Here is a 25,271-nt window from a genome sequence, read left to right as displayed (position 1 = left end):
CGCACAGCGTTCACCGAATCGTCATGTGACACTCCGCACAGCTGACGCGCTCAGGCCCCACCCAGCCCCTAGTCTGGGGACTGTCAGGTATCTGACCGGGAAGGCCCACACATATGCCGAGTGGCAGCAGGGGTCGGTCCGGCCCCTGGTGGGGGTCGAACCGCAGCCAACGTCCGACCATCGATGCGGGAACACCTGAGGTTCCGTCGACGTGGACGTCCACGCTCCTGGTGAGCGCCGTGGACGACCGCACGGCGGGGCCTCTTCTCGTTTCCGGACTGGAGTAACCGTGGCCGTCACCACTGAAGTCCCAGCACCTGCCGAGCACTCGGCCGACTCTGTCGCCCAGGAGGTCGCCCAGAAGTCCTATGTGCTCGACACCTCGGTCCTGATCTCGGACCCGAAGGCGATCCTGCGGTTCGCCGAGCATGAGGTGATCATCCCCGTCGTCGTGATCTCCGAGCTGGAGAGCAAACGTCATGACTCCGATCTGGGCTACTACGCCCGGTCCGCGCTGCGGCTCCTGGACGACCTGCGTGTCGCCCACGGGGCGCTGAACCAGGCGATTCCGCTCAACGAGGAGGGCGGGCACCTGATCGTGGAGCTCAACCACATCTCCCTGGACGTCCTGCCCCACGGGTTCCGCGGCACGGACAACGACTCCCGCATCCTCGCGGTGGCGAAGAGCTTCGCCGATGAGGGCCGGGACGTCACCGTGGTCTCCAAGGACCTGCCGATGCGGGTCAAGGCCTCGGCCATGGGGCTCGAGGCCGATGAGTATCGGAACGAATGGGTGACCGACTCGGGATGGACCGGGCTGGCGGAGATCGCCGCCACCGAGCAGCAGGTCTCCGAGCTCTACGCCGGGGAGCGGATCGACCTCGAAGAGGCCTCCGACCTCCCGGCGAACACCGGGCTGATCATCTCCTCCGGCAGCGGCTCGGCGCTGGGCCGTGTCAAGGCCTCGGCCCGTGAGCCGTTGGCGGACGAGCCGCGGGCCACGCATGTGGAGGTCGTCCGCGGGGACCAGGAGGTCTTCGGCCTCCACGGCCGTTCCGCCGAGCAGCGGTTGGCCATCGACATGCTCATGGACCCGGAGGTCGGGATCGTCTCAATGGGGGGTCGCGCGGGGACGGGGAAGTCCGCGCTGGCCCTGTGCGCCGGATTGGAGGCGGTTCTGGAGCGCCGCGAGCACAGGAAGATCATCGTGTTCCGGCCGCTCTACGCCGTCGGCGGCCAGGAGCTGGGCTACCTGCCCGGCACCGAGGCGGAGAAGATGAACCCCTGGGGCCAGGCCGTCTACGACACCCTCGGAGCGCTGGTCAGTGAGAACGTCCTCGAGGAGGTGACCCACCGGGGCATGCTGGAGGTGCTGCCACTGACCCACATCCGGGGGCGATCACTCCATGATGCCTGGGTGATCGTGGACGAGGCCCAGTCGCTGGAGAAGAACGTGCTGCTCACCGTGATGAGCCGCATGGGCCAGAACTCCAAGATCGTGCTGACCCACGACGTCGCCCAGCGCGACAACCTGCGGGTGGGCCGGCACGACGGCGTCGCCGCCGTCGTCGAGCTGCTGAAGGGCAACCCGCTGTTCGGCCACGTCACCCTCACTCGGTCGGAGCGCTCACGGATCGCCGCGCTGGTCACCGAGGTGTTGGAGACTCCCTGAGAGGCGAACCCTCCCTCATCCGGATCAGGCCCGGGCCGCACGGTCGGCTCGGGCCTGCTTCGTGAAGAAGAACGCCACGACGACGCCGGCGACCGCCCCGGCCAGGTGTCCTTCCCAGGACACCCCCTGGCCTGAGGTGATCGGGAGCATGCCCAGTATCAGGGAGATGCCCTGGAAGAACAGCACGAACAGGGCGCAGACGACGGCGAGCACTCGGCGGGTCATCAGCCCATAGGCCACCAGGAACGCGGCGAACCCGTAGATGACCCCGGAGGCGCCCACCTGCAGCGGTGTGATGCAGGCGTCGAAGCCGTCGGGGTGGTTGCAGATCCAGTTGCTCGCCGGGCGTCCGATCAGCCAGAGCAGGGAGCCGGAGATCAGCCAGATGCTGGTCATCACCAGCAGGAAACGCCGCACCAGCAGGGCGATGAGGCCGCCCAGCAGCAGCCAGGACATCGTGTTGCCCATGACATGTCCGAAGCCGCTGTGCAGCAGGGGAGTGAAGAGGATGCCGGAGAGCCCGTCCAGGGTCCGGGGCCGCAGCCCGAAACTGCGATTGAACCAGTCGCCGGCCGCGATGCTGATCAGCCAGACCGCCCACATCGCCAGTACCGGGACCACCACGGGCGCGAACGTGCGCACCAGGTGCCGCCGGGCGTCCTGCCACAGGGTGCCCCAAGAGTCGCGGCCCTGCGGCTCGCCCGCCGGTCCCCTCGACGCGGAGATGTCCCTCATGCTGCCTCGCTCCCTGAGCTCGCTGCCGGTCCCGTCACCGTCCTGACCTGGTCTCCATTGTAGGGAGCGAGGGTGACGGAAAGTCTCCTCGCTCAGCCCTCGGGCGTCGGTGCCGGCAGTTCCTCAAGTTCTCCTGGGTTCTCTGTCGCTGCTGCGGCAAGTTCTTCAGATGAGTACACCTCGTCGCCGCGGGCCTCGTCGGGTCGGGATCGGTACTGGGGTGCAGGCGGGGTCCATGTCCGTTGCCGTTGGTGGATCATCGCGTAGAACTCGTCGAGTGCCACCATGACCGAGTTGATGAAGGAATCCTTGCCCTTCGTGGTCTTCTGCAGGCCCAGGTGGCTCATGCGAGAGACGGTGAAGCTCGTGATCTCAGGGAAGTCAGCAGGGAGCGCCTCCTTGGGATCGTGTCGAAACTCCTCCAGGGGTGCCGCATGACGTCGGCGAGCTCCATGGGCTTCCACGACGACGTCTGACAGGTCGTCATCGAGCGGGCGGAGGAGCCAGTTGATCCTGGTGACGTTCCTGGCGTGTCCCGACGCCGGGAATGTCGTCGAGATGTGAACCTGTCGGGCTCTCAGGTCGCAACGGATGTCCACGTCGCTGATAGTCCCAGGAATACGGATCGTGGCGGAGAAACTAGCCTCATTCTCAAGCTCTGATGCCAGTTGGGCTGCCCGGGCGTTCGGATCGTCGCGCAGTTTCCGAGGCAGTCGCGGAGCGACGTCGACTCCCAGGCGCTGTCCGAGCTTGAGGCAGCTGTAGCGGATGAGTCCGTCGAAACGTGTGGCGACATCAAGTACCTCGGAATCGTTGCGACGGATGAGTCCTGTCTTCACACACTCCGTCACGCCGGTCCAGGAGGGGCCCATATCGGTGAACTCGAGTGCTCCGGAGTTCTCATGTTCGAGGTAACGGATGAGCTCGCCGAGAATCCACTGCTGTTCATTGTCTTCGATTCCACGGACTTCCCGCTCCATGATGGCGATAGAGATGAGTCGGACCCAGGAGAAATGGAAGACAGGAACAGCCCTGAGCTTTCTACCGTCGAGAGACAGCGGGTGTGCTCCCTGGATGGGCGGGATCTCGTTGGAGATGGTGATGACGGCGTCGAACCCGTTCTCCTTGGCCACTTCCATATAGCTTTCGACCTGGCCCTTCTCGAGAGGGTTCGCCTGGGTCTTGACCTCGACGAGAGCAGTCCAGACCGTCGTCCCCCGTGTGACGCGGATCAGTCCGTCGGGTCGCGGTGTCCGTTTGGACTTCTTGTCCTCGAAAGCGACTTCGACGAAACACTCGACGTTGGCGCGCACCCGGCCCAGCGGTGCTCCGCACTGCTTCAGCACGGCATGGGAGAAGCTGGGAACGATGCTCAACACAGCGAGCAAGGCTGAGGTGGCTCTGACTTCTTGATCGGTTGATCCCTTGATTCCGGATGTGGGAATCAGTCGTGCTTCACGCCATGCTTCGCCCATGATGGACCCCTCAGACAATTCAGTTCGTCTCACGGAGATAGTGATTCAGGGTACAGGCTTGACGACGTGGTGGACAGGGGTACGGAGGGCGCTCACGCGTCGAATGCTGTCCTGGGTTCAGACTGTCCCACGGAGGCCACCAGTTCGGCGGCGAGGTCCCGCAGCTTGACGTTGCGGTTGTTGGAAGCTTTCTGCAGGATCGTGAACGCTTCTTCGTGGCTGCACCGGTTCTGGGCCATGATCACGCCCACCGCCACGTCGATGACGGTCCTGGACTCCATCGCCCGGCGTCGATCGGCGGCCTCCTCGGCCTCTCGGGCGATCCTGACCGCCACGGACAAAGCTCGAGAGGCCAGCGCGGCGTGGTCACGGGCGCGCTCGACGTCTGCGTCTCCGAATCCGGACGGCTCCGGCGTGTAGAAGTTCATGGCCGCGGCCCCGGCCCCCTGCAAGGTGAGCGGCACGGCGAGGATGCTGCGGAGGCCCGTCTGACACACAGCCTCCATGTAGGCGGGCCAGCGGGTCTCGTAGCGGACGTCCGGGACCCGGATGAGGGTCTCAGTACGCTGAGCGTCGAGGCAGGGCCCTTCGTCGAAACCCGCCTGGGTCTCATCGAGCGTCTTCGCGTGAGGGCTGCTCCACCCCACCACCACATTGCGACGATCCCGCTTCAACAGGACTCCGCATTCGGTGGCTCCCGGGACACCGACTTCGACGGCGGACAGGCGCGCCAGGTCGTGGAGGAAGCCGGACATATCGTCGTTCTCGGCCAGCAGGTCGTAGAGCCTCTCCGCCGGGGAGGCGGGGCGGTCGTCCGGTGTCATCGCAGGTCCTCTCGGCGTGGGGGTCCTTCCCGCGGGCGTCGGCGCAGATCCGCCCAATATAGGCCACGATGCGGCCAGCGGGAGCGTCTGACGGCCGGATACCCCTCGGCGGCCGACAGACCCTTCCAAAGAATGCATTCCCTATGATTCATTGGTAGTCGGGTCTAGCAGCAGGCCCGTCTTCTGCACCGTCCGAGGAGTGGATGATGCACAGCCCTCTTGACATCGATGTCGCTCCCGACAGCCTGCGCGGGGCCCTGAGGATCAGGGTCCGTGGAGCATTGACGGCGCGGACCGCGCCGCGGCTGATCACCTTCCTGGAGCGCCGTGCCCACCTGCCCGACAGTCCCGAGCTGGTCGTGAGCCTCTGCGGTCTCGACGAGGTCGACCCCGACGCCCGGAACCAGGTCATGGACCATGTGGCCGAGCACAACGCACGCGCTGACGTGCCCACGATCAGCCTGGACCTTCCGCTGCCCGACGACGCTCCCGCGCAGTGGGACGAGTCCTCGCCTGCGACGGAGTCGACCGGACGCCAGGGCACCACCGTGCGGGAGGTCATGGTGCCGATCGGTGCGACGATCTCCTGCACCCAGACGCTGCGGGAGGCCGCCGACCGGATGCCCGAGCAGGGATGCCTGGTGGTCCTGGGGCTTTCGCACCAGCCGCAGGGGGTCATCCCTCGCGACCACCTGCACCGGCTGAGGCAGTCCGACGATCCGCAGTGGCGGCACAAGCTCTGCGCCTCCGCGGAGGAGGCCTTCGTCGGGGAGGTCTCGGTGGACTCGGCCCCGCCTCCTGACGGCGTCGCCGGACCGCTGGTGGTGCTCGACGGGGACGAGCCCGTCGGCGTCGTGTACGTCGAGACGGCCCGGCGGAGCGGCCCACTGGTCTGACAGGACGGACCGTCCACAGGCCGGCGGTGACCGGTTCCACCGGCGAAGGGATCCTCCGTAGGCTGGAGAGGTGATCCTCTTCATCGGTGACCTCATGACCTCGGGGTCTGGTGCGGAATTCCTCGCCGGGGCGCTGCTGCTCCTGGGAGGTGCCATCTTCGCGGTGTGCGCGGTGGCGCTGAGCTTCATCGACCTGACCGAGCACCGCCTCCCGAACCGCATCCTCTACCCGTGGGCGGGGGTGACCACCGGGATCCTGATCTTGGTGGCCCTGCTGCTCGGTGATCTTCCCGGGCTGCTGCGCGGCGTGGCGGCAGGGCTGCTCTGGGGGTTCGTGTTCCTCCTGGTCCGACTCGTCCACCCGCCGTCCATCGGCATGGGGGATGTCAAGCTCGCAGTCGTGCTGGGCCTCTACACGGGCTTCCTCGGCTGGGTGACCGTCGCCGCCGCCGTCGTGCTCTCCTTCGTCCTGGCCGGGGTGGTGGCCATCATCCTGCTGATCACCCGCCAGGCCGATCGGCGGACCAGGATCGCCTTCGGCCCGTTCCTGATCATCGGCACGGCGCTGGCGCTGATCGGCAGCTGAGCGGCTACGCTGGCAGCCGATGGCACCCACACCTGACTTCATCCGTGACCTGCGTACCCACATCGGCACCGCTGATCTGTGGATCCCTGCCGTCAGGGGCGTGGTCGTGCGCCGGCACGACGGCGGCGCCCCGCTGCAGGAGCCGGAGGTGCTGCTGGTGAAGCGCAGCGACAACGGCGCGTGGACCGTCACCTCCGGGATCCTGGAGCCCGGCGAGCAGCCCGGCGAGGGCGCGGTCCGGGAGATCGAGGAGGAGACGGCGGTCGTCGCCCGTCCGGTGCGGGTGGCCGGGGTCTTCGCCACGCACCTGGTGCAGTACGGCAACGGCGACCGCTGCCGCTACCTGGACACCGTCCTGGAGATGGAGCCGGTCTCGGGCGATCCGCGGGTCAACGACGACGAGTCGGTGGAGGTCGGCTGGTACCCGGTCTCCGCCCTGCCGGAACCGCTGGCCGAGGATCAGCGGATGGTCATCGGGTGGGCGCTCGACGACGGCGCCCCGGCCCGGCTCCTCACCGGCTGAGCTCGGCGAAGACCTTCCCCGGATTCAGGATCCCGGCGGGGTCGAAGAGCTCCTTGATCTGCCGCTGCAGGGCGAACTGGTCGGCGCCGAGCTCGTCGACGAGCCACCGGCGCTTCAGCAGTCCCACACCATGCTCCCCGGTCAGCGTGCCGCCCATGGCCAGCGCCATCTCGAAGATCCGTCCGGCGGCCTCCCAGATCCGCTCCGGCACACGGTGGCCCTCGAAGGAGAACGTGGGGTGCAGGTTGCCGTCGCCGGCGTGGGCGGCGGTGGGGATGAGCACCCCGCAGTCCTGCTCGATGCGACGGATCTCGGCGAAGGCGTCCGCCATGCGGTCCAGCGGCACGGCCACGTCCTCGATCAGCGGAGTGCCGCGGGCCTCCAGCGCCGGGAACATCTGCCGGCGCAGCCCGAAGAGACGCTGCGCCTCCGCCTGGTCGCGCGCCACCTGGACACGGCCCCCATGGGACTGCAGGATCGTCGCGCAGGCCTGCAGCTCGGCCGCGGCGGACTCTCCGTCGCACTGCAGCAGCAGGAACGCCTGGCCGCCCTGCGAGGGGTCCTCACCGGTGAAGGAGGTCAGGGCGTCCAGGCAGGGCCGATCCAACAGCTCCATGGCGGCCGGGATGTGACCCGCGTGGACCAGTGCCGAGGAGGCGGCCGCGGCGTCGACGATGCTGCTGAAGGTCGCCGTCAGGGTCGGGGTCTCCCCGCTCACCGCCGGACGCAGCTTCAGCGTGGCCTCCACGATGATCCCCAGCGTCCCCTCCGATCCGATCATCAGGGCGGTGAGGTCGTAGCCCGTGACGCCTTTGACGGTGCGGCGGCCGACGTCGAGCCGGCGCCCGTCGGCCAGCACCACGGTCAGCCCCAGCACGGACTCCCGGGTCACGCCGTATTTGGCGCACAGGAGCCCACCGGCGTTCATCGCGATGTTGCCGCCCACCGTGGAGATGTCCTTGCTGGCCGGGTCCGGGGACCACCACAGGCCATGCTCGGCCAGCTGCGCGTCGAGCCGCCCGTTGATCACCCCGGCCTGCACGACCGCCAGCCGGTTCTGCGGAGAGACCTCCAGGACCCGGTCCATCCGCTCCAGGCTCAGCACGATCTCCCCGTCACCGGCGGTGGCGCCGCCGGCCAGCCCGGTGCCCGCCCCGCGGGCGACCACGGGCGTGCCGTGGGCGCTCGCGGTGCGGCACACGTGCTGCACGTCCTCGACGCTCTCCGCGAGGACCGCCGCCACCGGAAGACCCTCGCCCACATGACCGGACCGATCCGCGGACAGGGCCCGCAGGGCCGCCGGATCGGTGGTGACCCGTCCGGGCAGTGCGGCCTCGAGCTCGGCGACGACGACTGCGGACATGACAGGGCCTCCTGGAGGGGCGAGTGGGGATCGGCGCGGTGGGGATCAGCCCGGCTGGGTCATGGACTTCACGTCGAGGGCCTCGTCCAGCTGCGCCTCGGTGAGCTCGCCGCGCTCCAGGTAGCCCAGCTCCACCACGGCCTCCCGGACCGTCACCTTGTTCTTGACCGCATGCTTGGCGATCTCGGCGGCGGCCTCGTAGCCGATGTGCTTGTTCAGCGGGGTGACCACCGAGGGGGAGGCGCCGGCGAGGAAGGCACAGCGCTCCTCGTTGGCGGTGAGCCCGGAGATCATCTTGTCCGCCATCACGTAGGAGGTGTTCTTCAGCAGCCGGACCGACTCCAGCAGGTTCGCCGCCATCACCGGGATGCCGACGTTGAGCTCGAAGGCCCCGTTGGTGGAGGACAGCGCCACCGTGGTGTCGTTGCCGATCACCTGGGCGCACACCTGGATGGCGGACTCACAGATGACCGGGTTCACCTTGCCCGGCATGATGGAGGATCCCGGCTGCAGGTCCGGGATGGCGATCTCGCCGAGCCCGGTGTTGGGGCCCGAACCCATCCAGCGCAGGTCGTTGTTGATCTTGATCAGCGAGTAGGCGATGTTGCGCAGCTGACCGGAGGCCTCCACGAGCCCGTCCCGGTTGGCCTGCGCCTCGAAGTGGTCGCGAGCCTCGGTCAGGGGCAGGCCGGTGTCCTCGGCCAGGTGGGCGATGGCCTTCTCCGCGAAGCCCAGGGGGGTGTTGATGCCGGTGCCCACGGCGGTGCCGCCCAGCGGGACCTCGGCCACGCGCGGCAGGGAGGAGTCGATGCGCTCGATGCCGTAGCGGACCTGCGCCGCGTAGCCGGCGAACTCCTGGCCCAGCGTGACCGGGGTGGCATCCATCAGGTGGGTGCGGCCGGACTTCACGACGTCGGCGAACTCGGCGGCTTTGGCCTCCAGGGCCTCGGCCAGGTAGGCCAGGGCGGGCTTGAGGTCGTTGATCAGCGCACCGGTGGCGGCCACGTGCACCGAGGTGGGGAAGACGTCGTTGGAGGACTGCGAGGCGTTGACGTGGTCGTTGGGGTGGACCTCCTTGTCCGAGCCCTTCTCCTGCAGCGCCTGGTTGGCCAGGGTGGCCAGCACCTCGTTGGTGTTCATGTTGGAGGAGGTGCCGGAGCCGGTCTGGAACACGTCCACCGGGAAGTGCTCGTCCAGCTCACCGGAGGCCACCTTCTCGGCGGCGCCGGCGATGGCCTCGGCGAGCTCGCCGTCGAGCACGCCCAGCTCCTGGTTGGCCAGGGCGGCGGCCTTCTTCACCCGGGCCAGCGCCTCGATGTGGGCGCGCTCCAGGGTGCGTCCGGAGATGGGGAAGTTCTCCACGGCGCGCTGGGTCTGGGCCCGGTACAGCGCGTGGGCGGGCACCTTCACCTCACCCATGGTGTCGCGCTCGATGCGGTATTCGGTCTCAGCAGCAGAGTTCTGGGTCATGGGCCCATTCTATGGACGCCGGTGAGGCTCCGCGTCGAGCCGTCGCACTGTGAAGCGCGTCGCGTGATGCGCTCAGACCACGCCGGTGGTGCTGACCAGGTCCGCGCGTCCCTCAGCCAGCCGGTAGGTCACACCGATCACCGCGGTGCGGCCGTCCTGGACGGCCTCGTAGATGGCGCGGGAGTGCTCGGTGATCCGTGAGACCGTCTGCTTCACGTGCTCCTCCACGGTCTCGTTGACCGTGGTCAGTCCCTGGCGCTGGGCGGCCAGCACGGAGGGCGTGATGCGCTCCACCAGGCTGCGCACGAATCCGGTGGGGGTGGTGGCCGAGGCTGCGGACTCCATGGCGGCGGTGACGGCGCCGCAGGAGTCATGGCCGAGCACCACGATCAGCGGCACCTCCAGCACGTCCACGCTGTACTCCAGGGACCCCAGGACGGCGTCGTCGATCACCTGGCCGGCGGTGCGGACCACGAACACGTCGCCCAGTCCGACGTCGAAGATGATCTCTGCAGCCAGCCGGGAGTCCGAGCAGCCGAAGATCACGGCCATCGGGTGCTGCCCGTCGGTCAGCGAGCTGCGGCGGGCAGCATTCTGGTTGGGGTGGGCGACCTCCCCGGAGACGAACCGGGCGTTGCCGGCCTGCAGGCGCTCCCAGACCTCAGCGGGGCTGGGGGCGGGGGAAGGACTGATGGCGTCGGTCATCGTACTCCTCGGAGGTGGTGGAGATGCTGGGCGGGCAGGTGCTCTCAGACTAGGGCAGGGCGGATCACGGGGCTGTGTCGGAGTCCTCATCGGTGTCGGCGCCGGGGCTGGGATCGGCGTCGTCCCGCGGGTCTTCGCCCAGGGACGCCACCACGGCCTCCAGGGCGAGGTCGAACTCCTCCTCGGAGGCGTCTCCGCCGATGACCACGGTGGTGCCGTCGACGTCGTTCTCCTCCTCGGTGAGGACATAGTAGGTGCGGTCACGGTCGCCGTCACGGACCTCGAACTCCAGGCCGTCCACCGTGTGCGTGCCGGCGGGGGAGGCCTGCCGGGTCTCTTCGGCGATCCAGGTGGGGTTGCCCTGGGCGGTCTGGGCGAAGCCGATGAAGTCGACCGCGTCGGTGGTGTAGCCGACCTCCCAGACGGGCACACCGTGCTCCGGCCTGGTCTCCCAGCGGGCGTAGTTCGCGGACCATCCCTCCGGCACCTCGGGGGCCAGGGGTGCGAAGGTGGCGACGTCGGCCACGTAGGCGGCCTCCTGGTGGACGTCCTCGTCCCGCTGGTAGGGCTCCACGTCCGGCTCAGGGTTCATCATGTAGAACGCGGCGACCGCTCCGACCGTCACAGCCATGGTGATGATCATCGCGATCATCGGCTGCGAGATCCGCTTCGACTGGGCGGGGGTCAGCTGGGGCTTGGGCGGGGTCGGGGCCTGGTCCTGTTCGCGTTCTGTCACCCGCCCATTGTCCCAAAGTTCTGCCGGTGCTCCGTCCACCTGACCGTCAATGACGGGCGGGAAGCTCCTCGGCCAGCACGGCATAGCCGACGCCGTCCTGCCAGCCGAGGTCCCGGTGCAGCGACTCCCGGACCGTGGAGGTCTCCCGGCGCATGCCCAGGGCCTCCATGAGCCGCCAGGAGCCGGTGTTCTCGGCGAAGCACCCGGCATGCATCCTGCGGACACCCAGGTCAGCGGCCAGCTCCAGGAGAGCCCGTACCGCCTCCCGGGCGTATCCGTGCGCCCGGTGCTGCGGAGCGAGGGTCCAGTCCAGCTCGACCTGCGTGCCCCTGGCCTGAGCGGCCGCCTCCTGCTGGGCCCAGCCGTCCTGCAGCCGCGCCCCCACATCGCCTACGAGCCCACCGTCGCTGCGGCGTCGCACGGTGAACTTGGAGCCCTGGGGCAGCCACCGGTCGCAGAGCTGCTCCGGGGCCTCGTACCGGCGGGACATCCAGTGGGTGGTCTCCGGCAGGCGCCAGTACTCCCAGACCTCGTCGAGGTCGGCGGCCGTGAACGGGCTCAGGGTCAGCCGCTCGGTGAGCACAGGGAACGCCGTGCCTCGGGCCGCGCAGAGCTCGTGGAAGGTGCGCTGAGAGGTCGTGTCCGCGGTCATAGGTGTCAGCCTAGCGCCGTACAGTGGTGCTGATGAGTCAGGATCAGCCCGACGACGCAGCACCCGACGACGCAGCACCCGCACCTGTGGGCAGGACCGGCCTGCAGTGGGGCACCTATCTGCGCAACACGCTGCTCGTCCTGGTGCTGCTGCTGATGCTCTGGCTGGCCTTCAACGTGCGGCTGCCGTCCGTGGACGAGCTGCGTGCGGACATGGAGAGCCTCGGCTGGGCGGCCTGGATCGTGTTCGTGCTGCTGTACGCGATCGTGGCCATGACTCCCATCCCGGTGACGATCATGGCGGTCACCGGAGGGCTGCTGTTCGGCATCGTGGAGGGCAGCGCCCTCTCGGTCATCGGCGTGTTCATCGGCTGCTGGGGCGCCTACTGGCTGGCCCGGGCGCTCGGACGCGCCACCGTGGTGAAGATGCTGGGCACCCACGCCGACACCGTGGAGCGGCATCTGGCCGACGCCGGGTTCCAAGCGGTGGCCACGCTGCGGCTCATGCCCGGCCTGCCGTACTGGCCGGTCAACTACGGCTCCGGCGCGTTCGGAGTCTCTCAGCGGGACTTCCTGGTGGCGGGGCTGATCTCCACCGTCCCGGGGCAGGTGTCCCTGGTCGCCGTCGGCTCGTTCATCTCCGAGCCGGGCGTGGTCCCGGCTGCGGTGGCGCTGTGCGCCTGGGCGGTGGTGGTCACCATGACCATCTGGGCGCTGCGCGCCTGGAAGGGCACCTCATCGCGCCCGCTGCCGGGTGACCGGTTCCGTCGACGCAGCTGAGGCCGCCTTTGCCCGGCGCACGACCTGCTCGGCGTGGCGGATCAGCGGCAGGTCCACCATCGCCCCGCGGAACCGGAAGGCACCGCCGTGGTGGGGCACCTGCGCCAGGAGGGCGCGGGCGTGCTCCAGCTCCTCGGCCGTGGGCGCGTAGGCCTTCCGGATCAGCGGCACCTGGGACGGGTGGATGCAGGCCTTGGCCGCCCAGCCGCTGGCCACCGCGTCGGCGGCCTCCTCCGCCAGGCCCGTGACGTCGTCGATGTCCGCATAGATCGCGTCGATCCCGGCGGCGCCGTGGGTGGCGGCGGCGAGCAGCACCTGGGCGCGGGCATGCCGGGCCACGTCCCGGTAGCGGCCGTCGGCGCGGCGGGAGGAGCTGCCTCCGAGGGAGGCGATGAGGTCTTCGGCGCCCCACATCACCGCCACCACCTGCGGGTGGGAGGCGATCTGCTCGGCCCGGGTGGCGCCTGCGGCGGTCTCGCACAGCGGGATCAGTCCGACCCCGGGCAGCGCCTCAGCGGCTGCGGCCACGTCCTGCGCGGACTCGGTCTTGGCGAGCATCACCAGCTCCACCGGGCTGCCGGCCAGCAGGGCGACGTCGGCGTGGAAGTCTTCGGTGCCGGCAGGGCTGATCCGCACCACCGTCCGGGCCCGCAGGTCCGCGCCCTCCGGGCCGGCCAGCGTATCCAGGTGCGCACGCAGGTGATCTCGAGCCGCGGGCTTGTCCGGCTCGGCGACGGCGTCCTCCAGGTCGAGGATCACCGCATCGGCCCGCTCGGCGGCCTTGGCGTAGCGTTCGGGACGATCGGCCGGGCAGAACAGCAGGGTGGGCCCGGCGGTGAACGCCCGACCGCTGACCTCACGACGGTGGCTCATGCGGATCCTCCTGAGGCGCCTTCTGCTGTGCCGGACCGGTGGGCCTCCTCGGAGACCCAGAGCATCACGGAGCGGACGCATTCGGCCACCACGGTGCCCTCCTGGTTGCGGCCTCGATGCCGGATCCGGGCGATGCCCTGCCCGGGACGGGAGCCGGAGGGGCGCGTGTCCAGGATCTCCGACTCCGAGTACAGGGTGTCGCCGTGGAACAGCGGATGCGGGAACGAGACGGCCTCGAAGCCGAGGTTCGCCACGATGGTGCCCTGCGTCAGCTGCGCCACGGACGCGCCGACCAGCGTGGAGAGGGTGAACATCGAGTTCACCAGGGGCCGGCCGAAGGGCTGCTGGGCGGCCCAGTGGGCGTCCAGGTGCAGGGACTGGGTGTTCATGGTCAGGGTGGTGAACCCGACGTTGTCCGCTTCCGTGACGGTGCGTCCCGGTGCGTGCCGGTACACCGCCCCGACCTCGATCTCGTCCAGGTAGAGCCCTCGCTGCTGGATGATCCGCTGCTCGCTCATGCGTCCAGCCCCAGGCTCCGGGCGATCAGCATCAGCTGCACCTCGGTGGTGCCCTCCCCGATCTCCAGGATCTTGGAGTCCCGGTAGTGCCGGGCGACGACGGACTCGTTGATGAACCCGTAGCCGCCGAACACCTGGGTGGCGTCGCGGGCGTTGTCCATGGCGGCCTCCCCGGCGATGAGCTTGGCGATGGCGGCCTCGGTCTTGAAGGGACGGCCCTCCAGCATGCGGGCCGCGGCGTCGTAGTAGGCCAGCCGGGCCGAGTGCGCCCGGGCCTGCATGCGGGCGATCTTGAAGGAGATCGCCTGGTTGGTGCCGATCGCGGCGCCGAAGGTCTCCCGTTCCTTGGCGTAGCGCGCCGCCTCGTCCACACAGCCCTGGGCCGCGCCGGTGGCCAGGGCGGCGATCGCGATCCGGCCCTCGTCCAGGATCCCCAGGAAGTTCGCGTAGCCGCGGCCGCGCTCGCCGAGCAGGTTCTCCTGCGGCACGCGGACCCCGGACAGGGTCAGCGGATGCGTGTCCGAGGCGTTCCAACCGACCTTGTCATAGGCGGGCTCTGCGGTGAACCCGGGAGTGTCGGTGGGCACCAGGATCGTGGAGATCTCCTTCTTGGTCCGGCCGTCGGGCAGCTGCTGCTCCCCGGTGACGGCGGTGACGGTGACCAGGGAGGTGATCGTGGTGCCGGAGTTGGTGATGAACTCCTTGGTGCCGTCGATGACCCACTCGTCGCCGTCGAGGACCGCCCGGGTGCGGGTGCCTCCGGCGTCGGAGCCCGCCTCGGACTCGGTGAGCCCGAACCCGGCCAGCCGTCGCCCGCTGGTCAGTTCCGGCAGCCAGCGCTGCTTCTGCGCCTCGGTGCCGAACCGGTGGATGGGCATGGCCCCCAGAGAGACGCCGGCCTCCAGGGTGATTGCCACCGACTGGTCCACCTTCGCCAGCTCCTCCAGTGCGAGGCACAGCGCGAAGTAGTCGCCGCCCTGACCGCCGTGCTCCTCGGGGAACGGCAGTCCGAACAGCCCCATCTCACCCATCTGGGCGATCACCTCGTAGGGGAAGGAATGGTCGGCGTCGTGCGCCGCAGAGACGGGGGCGACCACCTCCTGGGTGAAGTCGCGGACGGCCTCCTTCAGGGCCTGATGCTCCTCGCTGAGCACGTGGTCCATACGTAGATCCACTTCTCACTCCTCCTTCGTCACGGTCGCCAGCACCTGGCCGAGCGACACCTGCTCCCCGGCGGCGACGGCGAGGTTCGCCGTCCCGTCGAACGGGGCGAGCAGCCGATGCTCCATCTTCATGGCCTCGATCGTCACCAGCGGGTCCCCGGCGCGGACCGTGTCGCCGCTGGTCACGGCGACGGCGATCACGGTGCCGGGCAGCGGGGCGGCCACCTCGGGGGCGGCCTCGGTGAGCTCCGCCTCCCGCCGGGCGAGTGCGGTCAGGGTCTGGGTGGTCCGGTCGGCCACGGTCAGCCGTGCCGTGACCCCGTCGGCCCAGGCCCAGACGACGACCCCGGCGTCGGAGCGGTCTCCGCGGGCCAGGGCGACCGGCCTGCTGCGCCCGTGCCGGGTGAGCAGGTGGGTGCCCGGTCCGCCGTCGGGCGTGGCGGGGCCGTCCAGGGAAGCTGTGCCGTCGAGGGGGACGGTGGTGGTCAGGGTGTGGCCGTCGGCACCGGCGTGGGTGACCAGCACCGAGGGCACGGCCTGCACGGCGGCGCGCCAGCCGTCGCAGGCCCATCCTTCGCCAGGAACCGGCCGGGGCTGGGCGACCAGCAGGGCGGCGGCGGTGAGCAGATCGTCGTCCGGTCGGGGGAGCGCAAGGTCCGGCAGTCGCCGCGCGATCAGGGTGGTGTCCAGGCGTCCGGCCCGGACGTCGTCATCGTCGAGCAGGCCCCGCAGGTAGGCCAGGTTGGTCTCCACTCCGAGGATGAGCGTCTGTCCGAGCGCCCGGTGCAGACGGGACAGGGCCTGGGCCCGGTCCGGGGCGTGGGCGATGACCTTGGCCAGCATGGGGTCGTAGTCGATGCCGATGGCCTGTCCGGCCCGCAGTCCGGTGTCCACACGGACCCCCTCGCCGGAGGGCTCGTGGAGTCGCAGCAGCGTCCCGGTGGCCGGGAGGAACCCGGCCTCGGGCTGCTCGGCGTACACCCGGGCCTCGACGGCGTGCCCGGTCAGCCTCACGTCCTCCTGGGTCAGCGCCAGGGGCTGACCGGCGGCGATCCGGATCTGCTGCTCCACCAGGTCCACCCCGGTGATCTCCTCGGTGACGGGGTGCTCCACCTGCAGCCGGGTGTTCATCTCCATGAAGAAGAACGTCCCGGGGTCCTCGTCGGAGACGAGGAACTCGACCGTGCCGGCCCCGCGGTAGTCAACGCTCCGGGCGGCCTGGCACGCCGCCTCGCCCAGCCGGGCCCGGATCTGCTCACCGTCCTCGGTGTCCAGCAGCAGGGGGGAGGGTGCCTCTTCGATCACCTTCTGATGACGGCGCTGCAGGGAGCATTCGCGTTCGCCCAGGTGGATGACGTCGCCGTGGGAGTCGGCGAGGACCTGGACCTCGATGTGCCGGGGGCTGCGGATCAGCTGCTCGATCATCAGCGAGTCGTCGCCGAAGGCCGCCTGGGCCACGCGGCGGGCCGCCGGCAGGGCCTCGGCCAGCTCCTCGGGGCGCTCCACGACCTGCATGCCTTTGCCGCCGCCGCCCGCCGAGGGCTTGATCAGCACCGGGTAGGTCATCCCGGCGGCGGCCTCGACCAGGGCGTCGTCGTCGAGGCCCGGGGCGGACACGCCGTCGACCAGCGGCACCCCGGCCGCGGCCACATGCTCCTTGGCCCGGATCTTGTCCCCCATGATCTCCAGCGCCTGCGCCCCGGGGCCGATGAAGACGACTCCGGCGGCCTCGCAGGCCCGCGCGAAGGCGGCGTTCTCGGAGAGGAAGCCGTAGCCGGGGTGGATGGCCTCGGCCCCGGTGGTGCGGGCGGCCTCGATCACGGCGTCGACGTCCAGATAAGAGGCGGAGGCCGCGGCGGGGCCGAGGCAGACCGAACGGTCAGCCATCCGCACGTGGGCGGCGTCGACGTCGGCCTCGGAATGCACGGCCACCGCGGTGATGCCCAGGCGATGCAGGGTGGAGATCACCCGGCAGGCGATCTCTCCGCGGTTGGCCACCAGGACGGTGGTGAAGAGCTGGTCCATGCTGGCCTCCTACATCCTGAACAGGCCGAAGCCCGACGCCGGCAGCGGGGTCCGCGAGCAGACCTCCAGCGCCATGGAGAGCACCCGGCGGGTGTCGGCGGGGTCGATGATGCCGTCGTCCCAGAGCCGGGCGGTGGAATAGTACGGCTGTCCCTGGTCCTCGTAGGTCTGACGGATCGGCGCCTTGAACGCGTCCTCCTCCTCGGGGCTCCAGGTCTCGCCTGCGGCCTCGAGCTGGTCGCGCTTCACGGTGGCCAGCACGGAAGCGGCCTGCTCGCCGCCCATCACGGAGATCCGCGCATTGGGCCACATGAACAGGAACCGGGGCGAGTAGGCGCGCCCGCACATGGAGTAGTTCCCGGCCCCGAACGAGCCCCCGATGACCACCGTGATCTTCGGGACCCGGGTGGTGGCCACGGCGGTGACCATCTTGGCGCCGTGCTTCGCGATTCCTCCGGCCTCGTAGTCACGGCCGACCATGAACCCGGAGATGTTCTGCAGGAACAGCAGAGGAATGCCCCGCTGGTCGCACAGCTCGATGAAGTGCGCGCCCTTCAGGGAGGACTCGGAGAACAGGATCCCGTTGTTCGCCACGATGCCGACGGGGTGCCCGTCCACGTGGGCGAATCCGGTGACCAAGGTGGTGCCGTAGTCGCGTTTGAACTCGTGGAAGGCGCCGTCGTCGACGATCCGGGCGATCACCTCGTGGACGTCGTAGGGCTGATTGACGTCCTGAGGAATGATGCCGTCCAGGTCACCCACGTCCAGCCGCGGGGGGCGGACCTCGGAGGCAGGCTCCCAGGCCCGCGGCGCGGGAGCGGGGAGGGTGGCGACGATGTCGCGGAGGATCTGGAGAGCGTGGTCGTCGTCCTCGGCGATGTGGTCCGCCACGCCGGACTCGGCGGTGTGGACCTTCGCGCCCCCGAGCTCCTCGGGCGTGACGACCTCTCCGGTGGCCGCCTTCACCAGCGGAGGCCCGCCCAGAAAGATGGTGCCCTGGTTCCGCACGATCACTGACTCGTCGCTCATGGCGGGCACATAGGCCCCGCCGGCGGTGCAGGAGCCCATGACCGCGGCGATCTGCGGGATGCCCTGCGCGGAGAGCTGGGCCTGGTGGTAGAAGATGCGGCCGAAGTGGTCCTCATCCGGGAACACCTCGTCCTGCAGCGGCAGGTACGCCCCGCCCGAGTCCACCAGGTAGAGGCACGGCAGCCGGTTCTCCTGGGCGATCCGCTGAGCCCGCAGGTGCTTCTTCACCGTGACGGGGAAGTAGGTGCCGCCTTTGACGGTGGAGTCGTTGCACACCACCATCACGGGCCGACCGTGGACCAGCCCGATGCCGGTGATGATTCCGGCGCCGGGGGAGGCGTCGTCGTACATGCCGTGGGCGGCCAGTGCGCCGATCTCCAGGAACGGGCTGCCGGCGTCGAGCAGCCGGTCCACGCGCTCGCGGGGGAGCAGTTTGCCGCGCTGCTGATGCCGACGTCGTGACGCCTCGGAGCCGCCGAGGGCGGTGCGGCGCAGGGTCTGGTGCAGCTGGTCGCGCAGTTCGCGGTTCCGGCGGGCGTTGGCCGCGAAGGTCTTGTCCCGGGGGTCCACGGCGGTGGAGAGGGTGTGCGAGATGCCCCGTGGCTCCACGTCTTCCTCCTGGTGTCCTGCAGTTGGGTGTCCAGCAGATCCGGTGCCGGTCAGATCCGGTGCCGGTCAGATCCGGTGCCGGTCAGATCCGGTGCCGGTCAGGTCCGACGTCCGGTAGATTTGAGTGAACGATGGTTCACTGAAAGCAACTCTAGTGGCGGTGATCACATGATGTCCATCCTCGACGGCGGGTCGGGCGAGTCGTCGGGTCCGCCGCGGACCCGGCGCCAGCAGGAGAAGGACCGCCGGCGGCGCGACCTGCTCGAGGCGGCGGGCCGGCTGTTCGGCACCCGAGGCTTCGCCTCAGTGGCGCTGGACGACATCGGCAGCGAGGCGGGCGTCACCGGGCAGGCCATCTATCGGCACTTCAAGGGCAAACGGGACATGCTGGGCCAGCTGCTGCTCGAGGTGAGCCAGGAGCTGCTGGACGGAGGGAGGGCACTGGGTGCGGGCGCAGAAATCCCTGAGGAGCGGCTCCGGCGGCTCATCGCCTTTCAGGTCCGCTTCGCGCTGCGCAATCCCGAGGTCATCCGCGTCCAGGAGCAGGAGCTGGGGCGGCTGGCCGAGCCCGACCGTCGGCGGATCCGTCGCATGCAGCGCGAGTACATGGACATCTGGGTGGACGCCGTCCGCGCCCTGCATCCCGCGGCCGGATCGGAGGAGCTGAGCCTTCGCGTCCATGGGCTCTTCGGGCTGATCAACTCCACGGCGCATTCGCTGAAGCACGTCCACGGCCGGGCGCCCTCGGCCGAGACCATGGAGGTCGGCGCGCGTGCGCTCGAGGTCATGGCGCAGGCCGCCGCAGAGGTGGAGATGTCGCGCTGAGCGTCGGCGTCAGAGGTGTTGTGACGTGCAACACTGTCCTGCTAGCTTCGGGTTTGTCGGCATTCACTGAAATCCACGATGCGGAGTGCAGATGAGCCTGAGCCATGACACCCCCGAGGATCTCCACGACGGCGCGGCCCAGCAGGCCGGCCGGCTGAGAGTCGCCCACGACGTCGGCCCCTGCGAGCCTCCGCTGCTGGAGTCCACGATCGGCGCGAACCTCCGCGACACGACGCTACGATTCGGCGAGCGGGAGGCGTTGGTGGATCTGCACGCCGACAGGCGCTGGACCTACGCCGAGTTCCGGCGCGACGTGCGACGGCTGGCCACAGGACTGCATCGGGCAGGCGTCCGGACGGGGCAACGGGTCGGCGTCTGGGGCCCCAACCGCTGGGAATGGACGCTGACCCAGTACGCCACCGCCGAGCTGGGTGCGATCTTGGTGACCATCAACCCGTCCTACCGTCAGCATGAGCTGACCTATGTCCTGCAGCAGGCCGGCATCACCGCCGTCGTCGCCTCCGATGAGTTCCGGGGTCAGGACTATCCGAGCATGCTGGCCCGCGCGGACGATGAGCTCGGAGCCTTGGAGCTCAGCGTCATCATGGGGTCCCCGGAATGGGAGCAGCTGCTCCCGGCGGAACCGGATGAGGTCCTCCTCGACGCCGTCGCGGAGGACCTGACGCCCGAAGACCCGATCAACATCCAGTACACCTCCGGCACCACCGGGTTCCCCAAGGGTGCCACGCTGAGCCACCGCAACATCCTCAACAACGGCTTCTTCGTGGGGGAGGTCTGCCGATACACCGAGCAGGACCGAATCTGCATCCCCGTGCCCTTCTACCACTGCTTCGGCATGGTCATGGGCAACCTGGGCGCCACCACCCACGGCGCGACGATGGTCATTCCCGCCCCGGCGTTCGATGCCCGAAGGACGTTGCAGGCGGTGCAGGATGAACGGTGCACGAGCCTCTATGGGGTGCCGACCATGTTCATCGCCGAGCTCGGCCTGGAGGATCTGGGCGACGTCGACCTGAGCAGCCTGCGCACCGGCATCATGGCCGGCTCACCGTGCCCGGAGGAGATCATGCGTCAGGTCATCGAGGTGATGCACATGGAGGAGGTCACCATCTGCTACGGGATGACCGAGACCTCCCCGGTGTCTCTGCAGACCCGGACGGACGACGAGCTGGACCGGCGCGTAGGGACCGTGGGTCGGGTGGTGCCCCACGCCGAGGTCAAAGTGGCGGATCCGGTCACCGGGGAGACCCTCCCCGTGGACAGCGACGGCGAACTCTGCACCCGCGGGTACCTTGTGATGCAGGGCTACTGGGAGCAGCCGGAGAAGACCGCCGAAGCCGTTGACCCCCACGGATGGATGCGCACCGGAGACATGGCACGTATGGACGCCGAGGGCTACGTGCAGATCACCGGGCGGATGAAGGACATGGTGATCCGCGGTGGGGAGAACATCTACCCGCGCGAGATCGAGGAGTTCCTCTATACCCACCCCGACATCGTGGACGCCCAGGTCATCGGAGTGCCGGACGAGAAGTACGGAGAGGAGCTCATGGCCTGGGTGCGGCTGCGCGTCGGGGCCGAGCGGCTCACTGCGACGGCGCTGCGCGAGTTCTGCGAAGGACGCCTGGCGCGCTACAAGATTCCTCGGTACGTGACGGTGGTGGACGAATTCCCCACCACCGTGACCGGGAAGGTGCGGAAGGTGCAGATGCGGGAAGAAGCCCTCGACCTGCTCGCCACCCCTGGAGCGGTCGACGACGCGCGCGCCGGCTGAGGGCGGCACCTGGGTGGGTGCCGTCCTCAGCTGGTGATCCGTGCCGGTGTGGTGTGGGTGGTGGCGCGGTGTGTCAGTGAACCGCCCTGGGTTCTGTTCCGGTCTTTATGCGGGTGCCCGGGCGGGCTCGTGTGATTGATAGTAGGCGGCCTCGGCCTCTGCTGGGGTGCTCGTCTCTGCCGCCCCTGCCGGGACGCTCTACCCGGCTGCCCTCTCGCGGGGGTCCTTCCCCGGCTCCTCCTGGTGTTGCTCAGTCTTCCTGCACCCTCTGACACATCCCGGAGGAGCGGGACCAGCCGGCCAAAACGCACGGTCAGGTCCGACTCCCGGCGCCGGCCCGCCACTGAGCCCGGCCAGGCATCCGAACCCCGCCCGGACGACGCGTCTCACATGCGCACCAGAGTCTCGTCAGCAGATCCTTACACGTCATACGCGTGGGAACCCGCTGGTAACCGCGGTCCCGGTCACACCCCCGCGATATCATCGAGGCACCGACAGCAACGGGCGGCGATGAGGCCGTCCACGGCGAGACGAACAGGTGGCTGACGACGTGTCCAACGTGTCCGAGACTGAAACGACGACCCCCGCACCGAGCGCCGGGAGCCAGCAGAGCTACTCGCACCTCTCGCCGCGGCTGGCGGTGGGGGACTCTGAGCCGGATCGCAACCTCGCCCTCGAACTCGTCCGCGTGACCGAGGCGGCCGCCATCGCGGGCGGCGCCTGGGTCGGCCGAGGTGACAAGAACGGTGCCGACGGTGCCGCTGTCGACGCCATGCGCTCCCTGCTCGACACCGTGAACCTCAACGGAGTGGTGGTCATCGGAGAGGGAGAGAAGGACGAAGCCCCGATGCTCTTCAACGGTGAGCGGGTCGGCAACGGCGCCGGTCCCGAAGCCGACGTCGCCGTGGACCCCATCGACGGCACCCGTCTGACGGCACTGGGCTACAACAACGCGCTGGCCGTTCTGGCGGTCGCGGAGCGCGGCTCCATGTTCGACCCCTCCGCGGTGTTCTACATGGACAAGCTCGTCACGGGCCCCGAGGCGGCCGACATGGTGGACCTCCGCCTGCCCGTGAAGCAGAACCTGCACCTCATCGCCAAGGCCAAGGGCAAGAGGATCAACCAGCTCAACGTGTGCGTGCTGGATCGGCCCCGCCACGCGAAGCTCGTGGAGGAGATCCGGGACGCCGGCGCCCGCACCCGCTTCATCATGGACGGCGACGTCGCCGGCGGCATCGCCGCAGCCCGAGAAGGCTCGGGTGTGGATGCGCTCATGGGGATCGGCGGCACGCCGGAGGGCATCGTGACCGCCTGCGCGATCCGCGCGATCGGCGGCGTGATCCAGGGGCGCCTGGCTCCGACCGACGAAGCCGAGCGGGAGGCCGCCGCCGCGGCCGGCCACGACGTCGACGACATCCTCACCACTGATCAGCTCGTCACCTCGGACAACTGCTACTTCGCCGCCACGGGGATCACCGACGGCGATCTGCTCCGGGGGGTCCGCTACGAGGGGGATCGGGTCACCACCCAGTCCATCGTCATGCGCGCCAAGTCCGGGACGGTTCGCACCGTGGAGGCGGAGCACCAGGCTCGGAAATGGGAGTCTTACACCCGCGCGTGATGACGGCGCCCCTCGCGGTCCTCCACGCCCCTGGTCAGCCAGCCCTTCCGGCTCCGTCCGTCATGTACTAGCGTGACCCGCGTCATGAAGCGCCGACGGACTCCGTGAGTGGTCACCGCCGGCGCCCTGGGGTTCTTTGAGGCGCCTGGAGACGGGCGGAGAGGGGCGAACTGTGGTCGGACGTCGGAGGTTCGGAGCGGGAGCAGCACTCGGGCTGGGAGCGTTGCTCCTGACCACGGCGGGGTCCGGCGTCGCGTCGGCCCAGGGGTCGCCGCCCGTGGATGACGTGATGGGCAACGCCCACGAACGGGCCCGGAGTGTGGTGGAGGCACTTGAGGTTCCGGCAGCGGACAGGATTGCGGCCACCGAGTACTGGACGCCTCGGCGCATGGCGCAGGCGCGTCCGCCCGTGCCGCATGTGGCGGAGAACGCTCAGGCCCGGATCCGCGATGTCTTCTCCGGCGCGCACTCCGGGACCCCGCGGACGGTCTCGTCGGCTGCGCCGTCGCCGCTGGTGGTGGCGGCAGGATCGCAGAGCAGCCTCGGTGACCCCTCGTCCGTTCCACACGTGGGCAAGGTCTTCTTCTCGACGCCGTCTGGGGACAAGGTCTGCTCGGCCAACCTGGTGGCATCCGAGAACCGCTCCACCGTGGCGACCGCCGGGCACTGCCTGCACGACGGCGCCGGGGGAGGCTTCGCGGAGAGGTTCGTGTTCGCCCCGGCCTATGACGAGGGTGAGTCGGAGCATGGAGTCTGGGCGGCGACCGAGCTGGTGGCCTCCAAGCAGTGGGTGCAGAGCAGCGACCTGGAGCACGACTATGCCTTCGCCGTGGTCGAGGAGAAGAACGGCAGGACCGTCCAGGACGAGGTCGGCGCGTCCTCTCCCATCACGTTCAACGAGTCCCGTGGGCTCGACTACATCGCTTACGGGTATCCCGCTGCGGCGCCGTATGACGGGCAGACGCTGCGCCGGTGCGAGGGAACGGCCAGCGATGACCCCGCCGGCCGCAGCACCCAAGGCATCGACTGCGACATGACCGGCGGGGCCTCCGGCGGTCCATGGTTCCTCTCAGGGGGCGAGCAGAACTCTGTGAACTCGTATAAGTACGACGCCGACCCCGACTCCATGTATGGACCGTACTTCGGTGACGGGGCTGAGCAGCTCTACGACCACGCCTCGTCGAAGTGACGGCGGCTCCCACCTCCTGCCGGGGCGCTCGATGCATTCTGCAGGGCTCTGACCTGGAGTGATGATTCCTGACGCCGCATCCGCGGTGTCAGAGCCCAGCTCATGTGACTGTGGAGTTACTTTCTTCCCGCAACCTCTTCACAGATGTGAATCGCGTTGCTACCGTGTCGTAGGTCACGGCCAGAGATCCGGCCGTGATGATTCCATGACACTCCTGAAAGGGGAGAACAAGCATGAGCATCAGGCGAATCATGAGCCTGGGCGGTGTCCTCGGACTGAGCGCTGCCGCACTGGTGACGGCGACCCCCGTCGCGGCAGACTCCACGACATACCCGGGGCAGGGGGCGGGCCCGGACCAGGCAGAGGTCGAGGCCGTGCCGGACGCAGACCAGGAGGCCGCCGAGGAGTACTGGACTCCTGAGCGGATGGCCGAGGCCGAGCCGGTGGAGACGGAGCTCATCGACGAGATCGACGGGGCCAGCCTGCAAGACGTCTTCAGTGACATCGAAGCGGCGAACCCGCGCACGGTGTCCCCGCACCGCAGCCAGTTGCAGAACCCGGCCGACAGCCCGCATATCGGCAAGGTCTTCTTCTCCACCAACCAGGGCGACTTCGTCTGCTCCGCCAACATCGTGGCCTCGGCGAACCAGTCCACGGTGGCCACCGCGGGGCACTGCCTGCACGACGGAAACGGCGGCCAGTTCGCGCGCAACTTCGTCTTCGCCCCTGCCTACGACTACGGCGAGTCCGAGCACGGCGTGTGGGCCGCAGAAGAGCTGGTGACCTCCGCCGAGTGGGCGAACCGCGGCGACTTCGAGCATGACTACGCCTTCGCGGTCCTCGAGACCAAGGGCGGCACCACCGTGCAGCAGCAGGTGGGGGCGGCGTCGCCGATCGCCTTCAACCAGCCGCGCGGCCAGTACTACAGCGCCTACGGCTATCCGGCCGCCGCGCCCTTCAACGGCCAGGAGCTCCACAGCTGCCACGGCACCGCCACGAGCGACCCGATGGGCAGCAGCACTCAGGGCATCCCGTGCAACATGACCGGCGGCTCCTCCGGCGGCCCCTGGTTCCTCGGTCAGGGGACCGGCGGGGCCCAGAACTCTGTGAACTCCTACGGGTACACCTTCCTGCCGGACGTGATGTTCGGGCCGTACTTCGGCTCCGGGGCAGAGCAGCTCTATGACTACGCCTCCACGCGCTGAGGA

Annotated in this window: 23 protein-coding genes; 10 read left to right on the top strand and 13 right to left on the bottom strand. The window is 69.2% G+C overall.

Translation table 11 applies throughout. The features are described 5' to 3' along the window. The first annotated feature begins 370 nt into the window (after positions 1 to 370). Complete coding sequence (locus tag SD455_RS10225) at positions 371 to 1,672, top strand: PhoH family protein (protein ID WP_445508063.1); 1,302 nt, start codon at positions 371 to 373, stop codon at positions 1,670 to 1,672. Positions 1,673 to 1,696: 24 nt separating this feature from the next. On the opposite strand, the gene SD455_RS10220 is transcribed toward SD455_RS10225, so the two are convergent. The 3 genes from SD455_RS10220 to SD455_RS10210 form a co-directional block, all read right to left on the bottom strand. After that, a complete protein-coding gene (locus tag SD455_RS10220) occupies positions 1,697 to 2,407 on the bottom strand; it encodes a rhomboid family intramembrane serine protease (protein ID WP_083277691.1) in 711 nt (236 codons plus the stop codon). Between the two features lie 92 nt (positions 2,408 to 2,499). Next, entirely contained in the window at positions 2,500 to 3,882 is a 1,383-nt protein-coding gene (locus tag SD455_RS10215) for a hypothetical protein (RefSeq protein WP_445508034.1), read from the bottom strand. A 92-nt stretch (positions 3,883 to 3,974) separates the two neighbouring features. Next, complete coding sequence (locus SD455_RS10210; RefSeq protein ID WP_445508033.1) at positions 3,975 to 4,706, bottom strand: GAF and ANTAR domain-containing protein; 732 nt, start codon at positions 4,704 to 4,706, stop codon at positions 3,975 to 3,977. Positions 4,707 to 4,909: 203 nt separating this feature from the next. Here SD455_RS10210 and SD455_RS10205 point away from each other — a divergent pair, with 203 nt between their 5' ends. From SD455_RS10205 to SD455_RS10195, 3 genes are all read left to right on the top strand, one after another. Then, positions 4,910 to 5,602 carry a hypothetical protein gene (locus SD455_RS10205; protein WP_445508032.1) on the top strand — a complete coding sequence of 231 codons (693 nt, stop codon included), beginning with the start codon at positions 4,910 to 4,912 and terminating at the stop codon, positions 5,600 to 5,602. A 70-nt stretch (positions 5,603 to 5,672) separates the two neighbouring features. Beyond that, complete coding sequence (locus tag SD455_RS10200) at positions 5,673 to 6,188, top strand: prepilin peptidase (RefSeq protein ID WP_237090101.1); 516 nt, start codon at positions 5,673 to 5,675, stop codon at positions 6,186 to 6,188. Between the two features lie 19 nt (positions 6,189 to 6,207). Then, on the top strand, positions 6,208 to 6,711 hold the full coding sequence (locus tag SD455_RS10195) for an NUDIX hydrolase (RefSeq protein ID WP_070161620.1): 504 nt from the start codon (positions 6,208 to 6,210) through the stop codon (positions 6,709 to 6,711). Here the strand turns inward: SD455_RS10195 and SD455_RS10190 are convergent. From SD455_RS10190 to SD455_RS10170, 5 genes are all read right to left on the bottom strand, one after another. Continuing rightward, the gene (locus tag SD455_RS10190; protein WP_445508031.1) at positions 6,701 to 8,074 is read right to left on the bottom strand and encodes an FAD-binding oxidoreductase; all 1,374 of its coding nucleotides are present in this window, start codon (positions 8,072 to 8,074) and stop codon (positions 6,701 to 6,703) included. The two genes, SD455_RS10195 and SD455_RS10190, sit on opposite strands and share 11 nt — an antisense overlap. Before the next feature lie 45 nt (positions 8,075 to 8,119). Further along, positions 8,120 to 9,544, bottom strand: coding sequence for a class II fumarate hydratase (locus SD455_RS10185; protein ID WP_070161618.1), 1,425 nt, complete (start codon positions 9,542 to 9,544; stop codon positions 8,120 to 8,122). Positions 9,545 to 9,616: 72 nt separating this feature from the next. Continuing rightward, positions 9,617 to 10,249, bottom strand: coding sequence for a carbonic anhydrase (locus tag SD455_RS10180; protein WP_445508030.1), 633 nt, complete (start codon positions 10,247 to 10,249; stop codon positions 9,617 to 9,619). Between the two features lie 64 nt (positions 10,250 to 10,313). Next, the gene (locus SD455_RS10175) at positions 10,314 to 10,985 is read right to left on the bottom strand and encodes a DUF4245 domain-containing protein (RefSeq protein ID WP_445508029.1); all 672 of its coding nucleotides are present in this window, start codon (positions 10,983 to 10,985) and stop codon (positions 10,314 to 10,316) included. A gap of 46 nt (positions 10,986 to 11,031) precedes the next feature. Further along, the gene (locus tag SD455_RS10170) at positions 11,032 to 11,637 is read right to left on the bottom strand and encodes a GNAT family N-acetyltransferase (RefSeq protein WP_085437655.1); all 606 of its coding nucleotides are present in this window, start codon (positions 11,635 to 11,637) and stop codon (positions 11,032 to 11,034) included. 32 nt (positions 11,638 to 11,669) lie between these two features. Between SD455_RS10170 and SD455_RS10165 the strand changes: the two genes are divergently transcribed. After that, positions 11,670 to 12,416: a TVP38/TMEM64 family protein gene (locus SD455_RS10165; protein ID WP_445508028.1), complete on the top strand. Its 747-nt coding sequence runs from the start codon at positions 11,670 to 11,672 to the stop codon at positions 12,414 to 12,416. Here SD455_RS10165 and SD455_RS10160 read toward each other — a convergent pair. The 5 genes from SD455_RS10160 to SD455_RS10140 are packed head-to-tail and all read right to left on the bottom strand — an operon-like array spanning position 12,372 to position 18,633. Further along, positions 12,372 to 13,289, bottom strand: coding sequence for an HpcH/HpaI aldolase/citrate lyase family protein (locus SD455_RS10160; protein ID WP_445508027.1), 918 nt, complete (start codon positions 13,287 to 13,289; stop codon positions 12,372 to 12,374). The two genes, SD455_RS10165 and SD455_RS10160, sit on opposite strands and share 45 nt — an antisense overlap. Beyond that, entirely contained in the window at positions 13,286 to 13,807 is a 522-nt protein-coding gene (locus SD455_RS10155; protein WP_445508026.1) for a MaoC family dehydratase, read from the bottom strand. Before SD455_RS10155 ends, SD455_RS10160 begins: the two co-directional genes overlap by 4 nt. Then, positions 13,804 to 14,970, bottom strand: coding sequence for an acyl-CoA dehydrogenase family protein (locus SD455_RS10150; RefSeq protein ID WP_311026077.1), 1,167 nt, complete (start codon positions 14,968 to 14,970; stop codon positions 13,804 to 13,806). The genes SD455_RS10155 and SD455_RS10150 overlap by 4 nt, the downstream gene beginning before the upstream one ends. 15 nt (positions 14,971 to 14,985) lie before the next feature. Further along, the gene (locus SD455_RS10145) at positions 14,986 to 16,995 is read right to left on the bottom strand and encodes an ATP-binding protein (protein WP_445508025.1); all 2,010 of its coding nucleotides are present in this window, start codon (positions 16,993 to 16,995) and stop codon (positions 14,986 to 14,988) included. Between the two features lie 9 nt (positions 16,996 to 17,004). Further along, a complete protein-coding gene (locus tag SD455_RS10140; protein ID WP_445508024.1) occupies positions 17,005 to 18,633 on the bottom strand; it encodes a carboxyl transferase domain-containing protein in 1,629 nt (542 codons plus the stop codon). Positions 18,634 to 18,801: 168 nt separating this feature from the next. Here SD455_RS10140 and SD455_RS10135 point away from each other — a divergent pair, with 168 nt between their 5' ends. From SD455_RS10135 to SD455_RS10115, 5 genes are all read left to right on the top strand, one after another. Continuing rightward, the gene (locus SD455_RS10135; protein ID WP_445508023.1) at positions 18,802 to 19,458 is read left to right on the top strand and encodes a TetR/AcrR family transcriptional regulator; all 657 of its coding nucleotides are present in this window, start codon (positions 18,802 to 18,804) and stop codon (positions 19,456 to 19,458) included. 91 nt (positions 19,459 to 19,549) lie between these two features. Then, positions 19,550 to 21,253: an AMP-binding protein gene (locus SD455_RS10130; protein WP_445508022.1), complete on the top strand. Its 1,704-nt coding sequence runs from the start codon at positions 19,550 to 19,552 to the stop codon at positions 21,251 to 21,253. 559 nt (positions 21,254 to 21,812) lie between these two features. Continuing rightward, on the top strand, positions 21,813 to 22,874 hold the full coding sequence (gene glpX, locus SD455_RS10125; protein WP_445508021.1) for a class II fructose-bisphosphatase: 1,062 nt from the start codon (positions 21,813 to 21,815) through the stop codon (positions 22,872 to 22,874). Between the two features lie 289 nt (positions 22,875 to 23,163). Beyond that, positions 23,164 to 24,063 carry a trypsin-like serine peptidase gene (locus SD455_RS10120; protein ID WP_445508020.1) on the top strand — a complete coding sequence of 300 codons (900 nt, stop codon included), beginning with the start codon at positions 23,164 to 23,166 and terminating at the stop codon, positions 24,061 to 24,063. Positions 24,064 to 24,296: 233 nt separating this feature from the next. Then, positions 24,297 to 25,268 (top strand): trypsin-like serine peptidase, encoded by a 972-nt coding sequence (locus SD455_RS10115; protein WP_445508019.1) that lies wholly within the window; start codon positions 24,297 to 24,299, stop codon positions 25,266 to 25,268. Positions 25,269 to 25,271: the final 3 nt, after the last annotated feature.

This window comes from Nesterenkonia sp. K-15-9-6 (assembly GCF_052656005.1).
The sequence above is the reverse complement of the archived record's forward strand: the minus strand, read 5'-3'. Positions and strand labels throughout refer to the sequence as shown.

Bases quoted from the DNA above. Each gene is read 5' to 3' on its own strand.
- SD455_RS10220 (WP_083277691.1), bottom strand. From the start codon at position 2,407: ATGAGGGACATCTCCGCGTCGAGGGGACCGGCGGGCGAGCCGCAGGGC.
- SD455_RS10215 (WP_445508034.1), bottom strand. From the start codon at position 3,882: ATGGGCGAAGCATGGCGTGAAGCACGACTGATTCCCACATCCGGAATC.
- SD455_RS10210 (WP_445508033.1), bottom strand. From the start codon at position 4,706: ATGACACCGGACGACCGCCCCGCCTCCCCGGCGGAGAGGCTCTACGAC.
- SD455_RS10205 (WP_445508032.1), top strand. From the start codon at position 4,910: ATGATGCACAGCCCTCTTGACATCGATGTCGCTCCCGACAGCCTGCGC.
- SD455_RS10195 (WP_070161620.1), top strand. From the start codon at position 6,208: ATGGCACCCACACCTGACTTCATCCGTGACCTGCGTACCCACATCGGC.
- SD455_RS10190 (WP_445508031.1), bottom strand. From the start codon at position 8,074: ATGTCCGCAGTCGTCGTCGCCGAGCTCGAGGCCGCACTGCCCGGACGG.
- SD455_RS10185 (WP_070161618.1), bottom strand. From the start codon at position 9,544: ATGACCCAGAACTCTGCTGCTGAGACCGAATACCGCATCGAGCGCGAC.
- SD455_RS10180 (WP_445508030.1), bottom strand. From the start codon at position 10,249: ATGACCGACGCCATCAGTCCTTCCCCCGCCCCCAGCCCCGCTGAGGTC.
- SD455_RS10170 (WP_085437655.1), bottom strand. From the start codon at position 11,637: ATGACCGCGGACACGACCTCTCAGCGCACCTTCCACGAGCTCTGCGCG.
- SD455_RS10165 (WP_445508028.1), top strand. From the start codon at position 11,670: ATGAGTCAGGATCAGCCCGACGACGCAGCACCCGACGACGCAGCACCC.
- SD455_RS10160 (WP_445508027.1), bottom strand. From the start codon at position 13,289: ATGAGCCACCGTCGTGAGGTCAGCGGTCGGGCGTTCACCGCCGGGCCC.
- SD455_RS10155 (WP_445508026.1), bottom strand. From the start codon at position 13,807: ATGAGCGAGCAGCGGATCATCCAGCAGCGAGGGCTCTACCTGGACGAG.
- SD455_RS10150 (WP_311026077.1), bottom strand. From the start codon at position 14,970: ATGGACCACGTGCTCAGCGAGGAGCATCAGGCCCTGAAGGAGGCCGTC.
- SD455_RS10145 (WP_445508025.1), bottom strand. From the start codon at position 16,995: ATGGACCAGCTCTTCACCACCGTCCTGGTGGCCAACCGCGGAGAGATC.
- SD455_RS10135 (WP_445508023.1), top strand. From the start codon at position 18,802: ATGATGTCCATCCTCGACGGCGGGTCGGGCGAGTCGTCGGGTCCGCCG.
- SD455_RS10130 (WP_445508022.1), top strand. From the start codon at position 19,550: ATGAGCCTGAGCCATGACACCCCCGAGGATCTCCACGACGGCGCGGCC.
- SD455_RS10120 (WP_445508020.1), top strand. From the start codon at position 23,164: ATGGGCAACGCCCACGAACGGGCCCGGAGTGTGGTGGAGGCACTTGAG.
- SD455_RS10115 (WP_445508019.1), top strand. From the start codon at position 24,297: ATGAGCATCAGGCGAATCATGAGCCTGGGCGGTGTCCTCGGACTGAGC.